The sequence below is a fragment of the Allobosea sp. 05T433 genome (genome assembly GCF_056396065.1).
This window is the reverse complement of record NZ_JBFTKS010000003.1, coordinates 274,095-286,291: the sequence shown is the minus strand read 5'-3', so window position 1 is coordinate 286,291 and position 12,197 is coordinate 274,095. Positions and strand designations below refer to the sequence as shown.

Annotated in this window: 13 protein-coding genes; 4 read left to right on the top strand and 9 right to left on the bottom strand. The window is 64.5% G+C overall.

Features of this window, described 5'->3' with window-relative positions:
- Positions 1 to 4 precede the first annotated feature (4 nt).
- Positions 5 to 1,267, top strand: coding sequence for a DUF1501 domain-containing protein (locus AC1DGP_RS05630; protein WP_476769948.1), 1,263 nt, complete (start codon positions 5 to 7; stop codon positions 1,265 to 1,267).
- A 6-nt stretch (positions 1,268 to 1,273) separates the two neighbouring features.
- On the opposite strand, the gene leuD is transcribed toward AC1DGP_RS05630, so the two are convergent.
- The 8 genes from leuD to AC1DGP_RS05590 all read right to left on the bottom strand — a co-directional run bounded on the left by leuD (position 1,274) and on the right by AC1DGP_RS05590 (position 6,026).
- Positions 1,274 to 1,876 carry a 3-isopropylmalate dehydratase small subunit gene (gene leuD, locus AC1DGP_RS05625; RefSeq protein WP_043233564.1) on the bottom strand — a complete coding sequence of 201 codons (603 nt, stop codon included), beginning with the start codon at positions 1,874 to 1,876 and terminating at the stop codon, positions 1,274 to 1,276.
- A 59-nt stretch (positions 1,877 to 1,935) separates the two neighbouring features.
- Positions 1,936 to 2,568, bottom strand: a complete 633-nt coding sequence (locus AC1DGP_RS05620; RefSeq protein WP_476775176.1) for a LysE family translocator — start codon at positions 2,566 to 2,568, stop codon at positions 1,936 to 1,938.
- Between the two features lie 3 nt (positions 2,569 to 2,571).
- Positions 2,572 to 3,045 (bottom strand): metallopeptidase family protein, encoded by a 474-nt coding sequence (locus AC1DGP_RS05615; protein WP_441489458.1) that lies wholly within the window; start codon positions 3,043 to 3,045, stop codon positions 2,572 to 2,574.
- The gene (locus AC1DGP_RS05610; RefSeq protein ID WP_113512190.1) at positions 3,045 to 3,290 is read right to left on the bottom strand and encodes a hypothetical protein; all 246 of its coding nucleotides are present in this window, start codon (positions 3,288 to 3,290) and stop codon (positions 3,045 to 3,047) included. The genes AC1DGP_RS05615 and AC1DGP_RS05610 overlap by 1 nt, the downstream gene beginning before the upstream one ends.
- Positions 3,291 to 3,312: 22 nt before the next feature.
- On the bottom strand, positions 3,313 to 4,731 hold the full coding sequence (gene leuC, locus AC1DGP_RS05605; RefSeq protein ID WP_441489457.1) for a 3-isopropylmalate dehydratase large subunit: 1,419 nt from the start codon (positions 4,729 to 4,731) through the stop codon (positions 3,313 to 3,315).
- A gap of 93 nt (positions 4,732 to 4,824) precedes the next feature.
- A complete protein-coding gene (locus tag AC1DGP_RS05600; RefSeq protein WP_162531536.1) occupies positions 4,825 to 5,001 on the bottom strand; it encodes a hypothetical protein in 177 nt (58 codons plus the stop codon).
- A gap of 115 nt (positions 5,002 to 5,116) precedes the next feature.
- Complete coding sequence (rplS, locus tag AC1DGP_RS05595) at positions 5,117 to 5,512, bottom strand: 50S ribosomal protein L19 (protein WP_043233560.1); 396 nt, start codon at positions 5,510 to 5,512, stop codon at positions 5,117 to 5,119.
- 127 nt (positions 5,513 to 5,639) lie between these two features.
- Entirely contained in the window at positions 5,640 to 6,026 is a 387-nt protein-coding gene (locus AC1DGP_RS05590) for a hypothetical protein (protein WP_476775174.1), read from the bottom strand.
- Between the two features lie 454 nt (positions 6,027 to 6,480).
- On the opposite strand from AC1DGP_RS05590, the gene AC1DGP_RS05585 reads away from it, so the two are divergent.
- A complete protein-coding gene (locus AC1DGP_RS05585; RefSeq protein ID WP_441505230.1) occupies positions 6,481 to 7,269 on the top strand; it encodes an SDR family NAD(P)-dependent oxidoreductase in 789 nt (262 codons plus the stop codon).
- Positions 7,270 to 7,438: 169 nt separating this feature from the next.
- Here the strand turns inward: AC1DGP_RS05585 and AC1DGP_RS05580 are convergent, their stop codons facing one another.
- On the bottom strand, positions 7,439 to 7,741 hold the full coding sequence (locus AC1DGP_RS05580) for a putative quinol monooxygenase (protein WP_476769944.1): 303 nt from the start codon (positions 7,739 to 7,741) through the stop codon (positions 7,439 to 7,441).
- 395 nt (positions 7,742 to 8,136) lie between these two features.
- Here AC1DGP_RS05580 and AC1DGP_RS05575 point away from each other — a divergent pair, with 395 nt between their 5' ends.
- Both AC1DGP_RS05575 and AC1DGP_RS05570 read left to right on the top strand, forming a co-directional pair.
- On the top strand, positions 8,137 to 10,215 hold the full coding sequence (locus AC1DGP_RS05575) for an elongation factor G (RefSeq protein WP_441505232.1): 2,079 nt from the start codon (positions 8,137 to 8,139) through the stop codon (positions 10,213 to 10,215).
- A gap of 158 nt (positions 10,216 to 10,373) precedes the next feature.
- A complete protein-coding gene (locus AC1DGP_RS05570; protein ID WP_476768528.1) occupies positions 10,374 to 12,089 on the top strand; it encodes an AMP-binding protein in 1,716 nt (571 codons plus the stop codon).
- Positions 12,090 to 12,197: the final 108 nt, after the last annotated feature.

Genomic DNA, 12,197 nt, shown 5'->3' with positions numbered 1-12,197 from the left:
CCAGATGTCAGACGCGATCCGCGACGATGACGACGATTGCGAGGCGATGACACCATCACGCCGGTCCGTGCTGGGGGCGGCAAGCGCGCTCTTCGCCTGGTCATTCATGCCGAAATTCGCCCATGCGGCGGCCGGCAGTCGGGATGCGCGCTTCATCACCGTGGTGCTGCGCGGCGCACTCGACGGCCTCGCCGCCGTTCCGCCGATCGGCGACCCGAACTATGCCGATCTGCGTCAGGATATCGCGCTGCAGCGCGATGGATCGGATGCGGCGTTGCCGCTCGATGGCTTCTTCCACCTCCACCCCGCCATGCCCAACCTCGCCCGGCTCTACGGCCAGGGGCATGCCGCGATCGTGCATGCGGCAGCGACGGGCTATCGCGAGCGCTCGCATTTCGATGGGCAGGATGTGCTGGAAAGCGGTCAGCAAGGCCCGGGACGCGTCGATAGCGGCTGGCTCAACCGCATGATCGCGGCGCTGCCGGCCGGTGAGACGATCGCGCGTCACGGGGTACTCGGGGTCGGTGTGGTGCCACCATTGATCGTCAGGGGCCAGGCCCCGGTGCTGGGCTGGGCGCCGCCGGTGATGCCGCGCGCCGGAGATGATCTGATCCAGCGACTGGGCGACCTTTACGGGCAGCGCGACCCCATGCTGGCAAACGTGCTTGCTCGGGCGATCGAGACCGAGACGATCGTGCTCGGCCAGGGCATGGGCGGCGACAGGATGCGATCACGCGGCGGCCCGGGCAATCCCCAGGGCATGATCCAGATCGCTGAGGGAGCGGCGCGGCTCGTTGGTGCCGATGACGGTCCTCGTATTGCGGCGCTGGCCTTCGAGGGCTGGGATACCCACGCCAACGAGGGCGGCGCCAAGGGGCGGCTCGCCGGGCTGCTCGGCGGGCTCGATGGTGCGTTCAATGCGTTCGAGACCGGGCTGAAGCGGGTCTGGAAGGACACGGTTGTGATGGTCGTCACGGAGTTCGGTCGAACCGCCAGGGTCAACGGCACGGTCGGAACCGATCACGGTACCGGTACTGTCGCGTTCCTGGTCGGCGGCGCGGTCAGGGGCGGTCGTGTGATCGCGGACTGGCCGGGGCTGAAACCGGAGCAGCTCTGGGAGCAGCGCGACCTGAAGCCGACCACGGATATCCGGGCGGTCGCAAAGGGTGTCGTGACCGATCTGTTCGGCCTGTCGGGACCGGTTCTGGCCGAGAAGGTATTTCCCGGCACCGGCGATATTGCGCCGATGCCGGGCTTGGTCGTCTGATCCCGATCAGGCCCAGGCGCGCTTGGCGAGCTTGGCCTCGAAGGCGTCGATCTTCGGCGCCTTCTCCATGGTCAGGCCGATATCGTCGAGCCCGTTCAGCAGGCAGTGCTTGCGGAAGGGGTCGATGTCGAACGTCACCGTGCCGCCATCCGGACCCTTGATTTCCTGCTTTGCGAGATCGACCGTCAGCGTCGCGTTGGAGCCGCGATCGGCGTCGTCGAAGAGCTTCTCAAGGTCTTCGGGCGAGACCACGATCGGCAGGATGCCGTTCTTGAAGCAGTTATTGTAGAAGATGTCGGCAAACGAGGTCGAGATCACGCAGCGGATGCCGAAGTCGAGCAGGGCCCAGGGAGCATGCTCGCGCGACGAGCCGCAGCCGAAATTGTCCCCGGCAACCAGGATCTCCGACTTGCGGTAGGCCGGCTGGTTCAGCACGAAATCGGGGTTCTCAGCGCCATCCTCGTTGTAGCGCATCTCCGCGAACAGCGCGGTGCCCAGCCCGGTGCGCTTGATCGTCTTCAGGTACTGCTTGGGGATGATCATGTCGGTGTCGACATTGATCACCTTCAGCGGCGCCGGGGTGGAGGTCAGGGTGGTGAAGGGCTGCATGGCGAGGGCTCCAACAGGTCTTTCTGGCTAGGATATCGTGACGTGGCCGACAACGCGCTTCACAGCTGCGCGGTCAGGAGTTTGAAGCTGGCGAAGGTGAAGAAGGCGGCAAGGCAGGCCTCGGCACGACGGCGGATCTTGCGATAGCCCGCGATCATGGAGGGGGTCGAAAACAGCAGGGCATATCCCTGATTGATCAGAAGCGAGATCAGCAGGCAGCCGATGATGATGGCATGCACCACAGCCACGGGTGTTTCCGGGCGCAGGCCGAGCGCGATGATCGCGGTCCAGCTCAAGATCGCCTTCGGGTTGGTCAGGTGCATGAGATAGCCGCGCAAATAGATGCGATGCCCCGAAACCGTGGCTTTCGGCGGGGGCATGTCCACTCGCATCGCTGAACGCGCCGATCGCCAGGCGAGATAGAGCAGATAGACGCCGCCGACGATCTTGATGGCATAGAGCGCACCGGGATGGGCCACGATCACGGCCGAGACGCCGATGGCGGCCAGGATGCCCCAGGTCAGGGAGCCGGTCGTGACGCCGAGTGCGAGCGTCATTCCGGCGCGCCGACCACGCTCCATCGACGTCGCCATCACGGCAAGATTGCTCGGGCCCGGGCTGGCAACTGCAAGGAAGAACGCGGAATAGACCAGGGCCAGGCTCGGCAGATGCCGGATCAGATCGTCCATCATCGTCTATCGCTCCGCCCCGGCCTCGATCGCTTCCATGTCTTCGTCCGAAAAGCCGAAATGATGGCCGATCTCATGGACCAGGACATGGGTGACGATGGCGCCCAGGCCCTCGTCATGTTCGGACCAGTAGTCGAGGATCGGACGGCGATAGAGATGGATCATGTTGGGCATCTGGCCCGTTTGCGGGCCCGAGCCCTGCTGTGGCAGGCCGACACCGGTGAAGAGGCCGAGGATGTCGAAGGGGCTCTCGATCTCGAGTTCCTTCAGCACATCGTCCTCGGGGAACTCGGTGACGTTGATGATCAGGTCCGCGCAGAGCGCGCGGAACTCGTCCGGCAGGCGGTCATAGGCGGTCTGCGCGAGGCTTTCGAAATCAGCGGCGCTGGGCGCCTTGACCTCGTCCCAGGCAACAGCGGACGACACCTCGGCGGATGCCGAGGCGCTGGCGGATGCTTTGATCGAAGGCACGGTTCCCATCACCAGATCTTGAGCTGATGCCCCAGCCACCAGGCGAGCAGCACGACACCGACCAGCGACAGCGCGCGACCGATGCGTCTGCCCCAGAGTTCGACAGTGTCGCCTTCAGGTGCGTCGCGGCCGGAGAAGTGATCGGCGGCGCGGCCCATGGAGGAGCTCAGCAGCCCCTCCTCGTCGCGCTTGACGCGCTCCAGCACTGCCTTGGCTTCGGCTGCCCGGGCGGCTTCGCGGGGATCGCCGGTCATGACCTGTGTCCCCGCTCGCGCATCAGCCCATCTGCCTCACATCGACGAAATGACCGACGAGCGCAGCGGCTGCGGCCATTTGCGGCGAGACCAGATGAGTGCGGCCCTTGAAGCCCTGACGACCCTCGAAATTGCGGTTCGAGGTCGAGGCGGCGCGCTGGCCGGGCTTGAGCTGGTCGGGGTTCATGCCGAGGCACATCGAGCAGCCGGGCTCGCGCCATTCGAAGCCGGCGGCGAGGAAGATCTTGTCGAGACCTTCTTCCTCGGCCTGCTGCTTCACCAGGCCGGAGCCGGGGACGATCATGGCATAGTCGAGCGAGCCGGCGATCGTCTTACCCTCGACGATCTTGGCGACGGCGCGCAGATCCTCGATGCGGCCATTGGTGCAGGAACCGATCCAGATCACGTCGAGCGGGATCTCGGTCATCCTGGTGCCGGGCTTCAGGCCCATATAGTCGAGCGCGCGCCATTTCGACGAACGCTTGGTCTCATCGGCGATGTCATCCGGGTTCGGCACGCTTCCCGCGACCGAGATCACGTCCTCGGGGCTGGTGCCCCAGGAGACGATCGGCGGCAGGTTGGCGGCATCGAGCTTGACGATACGGTCGAAATGCGCGCCCTCGTCGGTGCGCAACGTCTCCCAGTAGCGCAGGGCCTCATCCCAGGCCGCACCCTTCGGGGCCTTAGGCCGGCCGTTGAGATAGGCGAAGGCCTTCTCGTCCGGCGCGATCATGCCGGCACGTGCTCCGCCTTCGATCGACATGTTGCAGACCGTCATGCGGCCTTCCATCGAGAGGGAGCGAATGGCCTCGCCGGCATATTCGATGACCGAGCCGGTGCCGCCCGCCGTCCCGATCTCGCCGATGATGGCGAGGGTGACGTCCTTGGCGGTGACGCCCTTGGCCAGAGCGCCGTCCACCTGGACGAGCATGTTCTTGGCCTTCTTCTGGATCAGCGTCTGAGTGGCGAGCACATGCTCGACCTCCGATGTGCCGATGCCATGTGCCAGCGCGCCGAAGGCGCCATGGGTCGAGGTGTGGCTGTCGCCGCAGACGATCGTGGTGCCGGGCAGGGTGAAGCCCTGTTCGGGGCCGACGATGTGGACGATGCCCTGGCGGATATCGAGCTCGTTGAAATACTCGACGCCAAAGTCCTTGGCGTTCCTGGCCAGAGCCTCGACCTGGATGCGGCTCTCCTCCTCGGCGATGCCGGCCTTGCGGTCGGTCGTCGGGATATTGTGGTCGACGACGGCCAGCGTCTTCTCAGGCGCGCGCACCTTGCGGCCGGTCATGCGCAAGCCTTCGAAAGCCTGCGGGCTCGTGACCTCATGCACCAGATGCCGGTCGATATAGAGCAGGCAGGTGCCGTCTTCCTGGCGGTCGACGATGTGGTCGTCGAAAATCTTGTCATAAAGCGTGCGGGGGGCGGTGGACGACGTCATGTCGATAAGCCTCGGTCGTGGAAATCTGTGATGCCGGCGCTCAAGGCCGGCTGGCGCAACGCAAACAGCCTGTCGCCGGCCAACGGGCCGGTCTCAGGCGCGCCTAAGGCCCGCTGCCGCCGAGGTCGTGAAACGACCGAAGAAGCGCCAGGGCAGGCGCGCATGGTCATGCAGCGCCGCAAAATCCTGCGTCGTCGGGATGCGGCGCAGGTTCGCCTCGCGGCGCACGATGCGGCAGCAGTCATCCTCACTGGGCAGGACAGTGTTCATGACGATGTTCTAGCAGTTCCAAACTGTGCCGGCAACGAAGCCGACGCCGGGCCGCCCAACGCAAAACGCGGCCCCGAGGGACCGCGTTCCGGTATTCACTGCAGCGCAGTGGCGCTTACTTGGCAGCCGACTTGTCGCCCTTGGCAGGACGGGCTTCGACGCGCTCGGCGATACGGGCCGACTTGCCGCGACGATCGCGCAGATAATACAGCTTGGCGCGACGGACCTTGCCCTTGCGCACAACCTTGATGGAATCGATGTTCGGCGAATAGAGCGGGAAAACGCGCTCGACACCTTCGCCATAGGAAATCTTGCGGACGGTGAAGGCTTCGTTCAGGCCGCCGCCGTTGCGGGCGATCACGACGCCTTCATAGGCCTGAACGCGGCTACGCTCGCCTTCCTTGACCTTGACGTTGACCTGCACGGTGTCGCCGGGCTGGAAATGCGGGATTTCCTTGCCTGCGCTCAGCTTGGCGATCTGTTCCTGGTCGATCTGCTCGATGATGTTCATGGGTCTCTCCATGGCCGTTGTCGCGTGTGTTCACGCGGGCGTTACGGCTCGCTGTTTTCAGTTGAGTGGCTGGCCATACAGGAGAGGTAGGGCCTTGTCGAGGGGAATGAGGCGCTGGTGTCGCGCGCTATTTCGCTGCCATGCCAGCTTGCCCCTGCCTGAAGACCAGCCAGCCGAACAAAGCCATGTCGGCCAGCACCGTCAAGGCGCCCACGCCGGCAATCGGATCGCCGGTTGCGTTTCCGGAATGAACCAGGGCCACGCCGACGGTCAGGACGAGCGTTCCGAGGATCCAGAACCAGACCTGGATCACCGCGCTTCTGGCGAGGTCCAGGGATGGATGCAGCCGATAGAAGATGCCGAACAGAAACAAGGAGACCCATCCCAAGAGATTGAGATGGGCATGCGCCGGCAACGCCGAATGATCTCGCGAGATTGCCATGACGATGCCCCATATCATGCCAGCGAGGGCGATGAGGACGGCGGCGCGGAAGCTCAGAGTCGATGCTTTCAAGGCAATCTCCCTCGCAGGTCAGGGATCAGAATCCGGTCGGCCGGGCCATCTTTGGTTCTATTGGGACAGGGATTTTCTGGTCAGGATAGAAAGAGGGCAGGTGGATCGCGTCATTTCAATGCAAACTCAATGAAATGGCGAGCAGCCTGGAGTGAGGATGTCCCGATCGAGGCAACAACACAAGATCTGCTTACTTCGTATTGTGACCTCTGACCAAGCCGGTGCTATGCGACAGATCGCGGGGGGACACAGACCGGGATCTGTCTGCGAGGGCGGGTATCGCTCCATGGGCGCGCGAGGTGGTGTCGGGCGTAGCGGCTGATCGCAGGTCACTCCGTTCGCGATTTCCAATCGCATTCGGAATACCGTGCCCGCATTCACGCGCTTTGCTGGGGCGCTGCCAGGGCGCATAGCGTAAACGGACCCGTGTTCGTCTCTGTTTCGGATTGCTTCAATGCCTCAGGACATCGCCAAAGTCGCTCTCGTCACCGGCGCCGCGCGCGGCATCGGGTTGGCGACCACGAAACGCTTTCTGGCCGAGGGCTGGCAGGTCGCCTTGCTGGATATCGATGGGGCGACGCTGACATTGGCGATGGCGGAACTCAATGCACCGGACACGACGCTGGCGCTGACCTGCGACGTTGCCGAGGCTGCCGCGGTCGAAGCCGCCTTCAAGGCGCTGATGCAGCGCTTTGGCCGGCTCGATGCTCTCGTGAACAATGCAGGCACCGCCGTGTTCAAGCCGATCCTCGAGACGACGCTCGCGGAATGGCAGCGTGTGCTCGCGGTCAACCTCACCGGACCCTTTCTTTGTACGCAGGTTGCGGCGCCGCTGATGGCCGATACGGGCGGCGGCGCGATCGTCAACATCACCTCGATCTCCGGCCTGCGCGCCTCGACCTTGCGCGTCGCCTACGGCACCAGCAAGGCGGCTCTCGCCCATCTCACCAAGCAGCAGGCGGCCGAACTCGCCAGCCTCGGAATCAGGGTCAATGCAGTCGCGCCGGGCCCGGTCGACACCGCAATGGCCAAGGCGGTGCATAGCCCGGAAATCCGGGCCGACTACCATGACGTCATCCCGCTCAACCGCTACGGGCGGGAAGACGAACTCGCCGAGGCGATCTTCTTCCTGTGCTGCGAGAAGGCCAGCTACATCACCGGACAGACGCTTGCGGTGGATGGCGGCTTTGATGCGGTCGGGATCGGTCTGACGACCTTGCGTGGCGAAAGGCGCAATCGCTGATGTCGTGACGGGGCGCGCCGAGGGCATGCTTGGGGACGCTCAGGAACACGGGGCCAGCGGGTGAGGGGGCGGGAAATATTCCCTCGTAGGCGGAGAGTTTCCCGCGCTTTCAATGAACGGACCGAGTCTTTGCGCTCCGGGCTCGATCCGTCGGTTCGCTCCTCAGCATCTAACCTCGCGCTGCAAATGGCTCCATCAGGATGTAGGTGCCATCTGCCCGTTGATGCTTGTCGATCAGGGGGACGAGCCGCACGAAATGCTCGGTGCGGCAATGTGCATCGAGGGCAGCGCGATCCGGCCACTCCTCGATGAAGATGAAGTGCCCAGGGTCCTTCTGATCGATGAAGAGATCATAGGAAATGCAACGCTCTTCAAGCCGGGTCTTTTCGACTAGCTCTTCATAGAGAGGCATGACGAGCCCGATGGCCTCGGTCTTGATGAAATCCTGGGCAATTACCTTCAGCACGAGCATTCCTCTTCGATTTTAGGCCCCGCGGAGCGGCTGCTGTTTGCAGACACCACCGGCGGACTTCCTCTCCTGCACCGCTCGCCCGTCTGAAAGGTGAGCCATTCGCAGGATGCCGGGGATATCGAGCGGCATCCGGCACCGTTCAAGACTGTCCGGCACGCTGGCCTGGGTGCGAACCGAGAGATCGGACCTGGAACATTCTTCTTGCGCTGCGCGGCCAACAGCGCGAACCTTTGCGTCGACATCCCTCTTCGACGGCCGCCCGACCCTGTCGGGCCTGAGCGACCGCCGCCTTTCCGGCGTGGGCGCTGTGACATCGTTCTCGTCGGTTCTTCGCCGCGTTGCGCCGGGCGTCTGCTCTGACGCTGTTGCGCGGCCAAAACCCGAAGGAGGACGCTATGGCTGCGACATCAGGCAATGGAGGTTCGGCCGCCGGCAAGAGAGCTTTGGGGCCGCGATGCATCGCCATCGTTGGTCCCTTTCAAAGCGGCAAGACGACCTTGCTCGAGAGCATTCTGGAGCGCTGCGGCGCGGTTTCACGGGCCGGCTCCGTCAAGGCGAAGAACAGTGCCGGCGATGCCTCCGCGGAGGCACGGGCTCACCAGATGAGCACCGAGCCGAATGTCGCGACCGTCGATTTCCTCGGGGAGAGCTACAGCTTCATCGATTGTCCCGGCTCGGTCGAGTTCCTGCACGAGATGCGTCACGTCCTGCCTGTCGTCGATGCCGCGGTGGTGGTATGCGAGGCTGACGACCGCAAGGCACCGGCGCTCGAACTCGTCCTGCGCGAGCTCGAGGAGGCGGATATTCCGCGTTTCCTGTTCCTCAACAAGATCGACACGGCAACGCGCCGGGTGCGCGAGACACTTGGCATCCTGCAGCGCGCCTCGCGTACGCCGCTGCTGCTGCGTCAGATCCCGATCTGGCAGAAGGGCATCGCCGTTGGTTTCATCGACCTCGCTCTCGAGCGGGCCTTCATCTACCGCGAGCATGCGCCGAGCGAGATCGTGCCCCTCGGGTCGGAGGAGGTTGGCCGCGAGAAGGAGGCGCGCTTCTCGATGCTGGAGAAGCTTGCGGACTATGATGATGAGCTGATGGAGGATCTGCTGGGCGACATGGAGCCCCCGCAGGATCGGATTTTCGACGATCTCGCGCGGGAGCTGCAGCACCGCCACGTCGTGCCGGTGCTGATTGGCGCGGCCGAGCGGGGCAATGGCGTCACGCGGCTGCTCAAGGCCCTGCGGCATGAAGCGCCTTCGCTTCCGGAAACCCGCGGGCGCATCGGCGTCGTCGAGGATGGCGCGCCGTTGGCGCAGGTGATGAAGACTTGGCATTCGAGCCAGGGCGGCAAGATCTCACTGGCCCGCGTATTGCGCGGGCGGCTCGCCGAGGGCGACGTCGTGACCTCGTCCAGCGGCGTCGAGACGCGCATCGGCGGTGTCATCGAGTTGAAGGGAGCCGAGCAGACGCGCAAGCCTGCCGCAGAAGAGGGACAGGTTGCCGCCTTTTCCCGGCTGGAAGGCGTGCGCACGGGGGATGCGCTGGCTGCCGGCAAGGTCCGTCCAGGCGTCGTGACGTCGGTTGCTCCGCCCGAGCCGGTCCATGCGCTCGGGATCAGCGTCAAGGATCGCAAGGATGACGTCCGGCTCACCGCTGCGCTCGGGCGCATCGCGGAGGAAGATCCCGCGCTGACCGTGTCGCACCTGCCGGAGTTCGGCGAGGTGCGGCTCTCGGGGCAGGGCGAGATGCATTTGCGCGTGACAATGGAGCGGTTGTCCGGGCGCTACGGCGTTTCGGCTCAGAATCATCCACCTGAGATCGGTTATCGCGAGACTATTCGCGGCAAGGCCAGCGCGCGTGGGCGGCATCGCAAGCAGAGCGGCGGGCATGGCCAGTATGGCGATGTGGTGCTCGAGGTGGCGCCGCTCGAGCGCGGCGAGGGCATTCGGTTCGTCGACCGCATCACGGGCGGCGTCGTGCCGAGACAGTACATCTCTTCCGTCGAGGCCGGTGTGCGGGATTTCTGCCAGCACGGGCCGCTTGGCTTCCCGCTCGTCGATATCGAGGTGACGTTGACCGACGGCTCCTACCATACCGTCGATTCCTCCGACATGGCGTTCAGGCAGGCAGCGCGGCTGGCCATGGCGGACGCAATCCCGCAGGCCAGATCCGTGCTGCTCGAGCCGATCCTCGCCGTCGAGGTCGTCATTCCATCGGACGCGATGTCGCGGGCCTCAGCCATCGTTTCTGCAAGGCGCGGCCAGATCCTGGGCTACGACGCCCGGCCGGGATGGCGTGGCTGGGATCAGATCAACGCCCTGATCCCGGAAGCGGAAATGGGCGGTCTGATCGTGGAGCTGCGCTCGGCGACCTCGGGCGTCGGTTCCTTCAGCGTCAGGTTCGACCATCTTGCAGAACTCGCCGGCAAATCGGCCGATGCCGTGGTGGCGGCGCAGGCCCTGGCGCACGGGCGCTGAAACCCAGGTGTGACCTAAAAGGTTCATATATGAACCTTGTGGCGACGGCAGAGCGGCGGGCGCTTGCGCCCGCCGCTTTCGTTCCGCACTGTATGGTTACAACAAGGCAGAAACGCTCGCGTGAGTGGGAAAATGCCTGCGAGACGGGAGGAGCGACGATGAAGGTGACGAGCGCCGCACAGGCAGCAGCGGATCCGCGGCCCTGGCTGGCGCATTATCCGCCGGCGGTTCCGCCGGTGATCGATCAGGCCAAGGTCGGAACGCTCGCCGATCTGATCAGTCATGCCGTCACGACCTATGCCGCGCGCCCGGCCTTCGAGAGCTTCGGCAAGGCGATCAGTTTCGCGGAGGTCGGGAAAGCCGCCCGCGCCTTCACTGCCTGGCTGCAGGCCCGCGGCTTCAAGAAGGGCGACCGCATCGCGTTGATGATGCCCAACATCCTGGCCAATCCGGCCGCGATCTTCGGAACGCTGCTCGGCGGCTACACGGTGGTGAACGTCAATCCGCTCTATACGGCCCGTGAGCTGACCCATCAGCTCAACGACTCGGGCGCCCGCGTGCTCGTGGTGATCGAGAATTTTGCCCATGTCGTCGAGGAGGCCCGACCGAATCTCAAGCTCGACCAGATTGTCCTGGCGACGGCCGGCGACCTGATGGGCTTCAAGGGGGCCATCGTCAATTTCGTGGCCCGCAGGATCAAGAAGGTCGTCAAGCCGTTCAACCTGCCGGGCGCGGTCCCGCTGAAGACTATTCTCGCCGGCCCATCGACGATGACACCGGTCGTCGTCCTGCCCGAGGATGTCGCCTTCCTGCAGTATACCGGCGGTACGACCGGCGTCGCCAAGGGCGCGACTCTGACCCATCACAACGTCGCGTCCAATGTCGAGCAATGCGCGCTCTGGCTGGGCTGGGGGCTCGAGCCACCGCTCGGCCGCAGCGACTACCAGCATGTCATGGTCACGGCGCTGCCGCTCTATCATATCTTCGCGCTGACCTGCTGCTGCATGTTCATGCTGCGGATCGGCGCAAAGGGGCTCCTGATCGCCAATCCACGCGATATCGCGGGCTTCATCAAGATCCTGAAAACGAGCCGCTTCACGCTCTTCTCCGGTGTCAACACGCTCTACAATGCGTTGGCCAACCATCCAGAGATCGAGAATGTCGATTTCTCGGAATTGCGTTTTGCGGTGGCGGGCGGCATGGCGACGCAAGCGGTGGTCGCCAAGCGCTGGCGGGAGGTCACCGGGCGGCCGATCGTCGAGGGCTACGGTTTGTCCGAGACCTCGCCAGTCGCCTCGGCCAACCGGCCCGACATTGCCGAGTTCACCGGCACGATCGGGTATCCGCTGCCCTCGACCGATTTCGCGATCCGGGATGTCGACGGCAATGACATGCCGATGGGCGAGCCGGGCGAGGTCTGCATCCGCGGCCCGCAGGTCATGCGCGGCTATTGGCAGCGACCGGACGAGACCGCGAAGGTGATGACCCCGGACGGCTATTTCCGCTCGGGCGATATTGGTGTTCTGTTGCCCGACGGGCAGATCAAGATCGTCGACCGGATGAAGGACATGGTGCTGGTCTCCGGCTTTAACGTCTATCCTAATGAGGTCGAGGACGTCCTCGCCACCCATCCGGGCGTGCTCGAATCTGCCGTCATCGGCCTGCCCGACGAGCATTCCGGTGAGGCGGTGACGGCTTTCGTGGTCAAGAGGGACGCCAGCCTGACAGCCGACGAGTTGCGCAGCTTCTGCAAGGACAATCTCACCGGCTACAAGGTGCCGAAGCAGATCATCTTCCGTGACAGCCTGCCGAAGACCAATGTCGGCAAGGTGCTGCGCCGCGCCCTGCGCGAGGAGGTCACGGCCAAGGGCTGAACGGCACGACTTGATCGAGCGGGTGGGTTTGACTAGCGTTTGCACGGAATCCGGTGGCCGTGATCGTGCAGCGCCGACCTTCCCGCCCGCTCGGAACAAGGCAGCTAT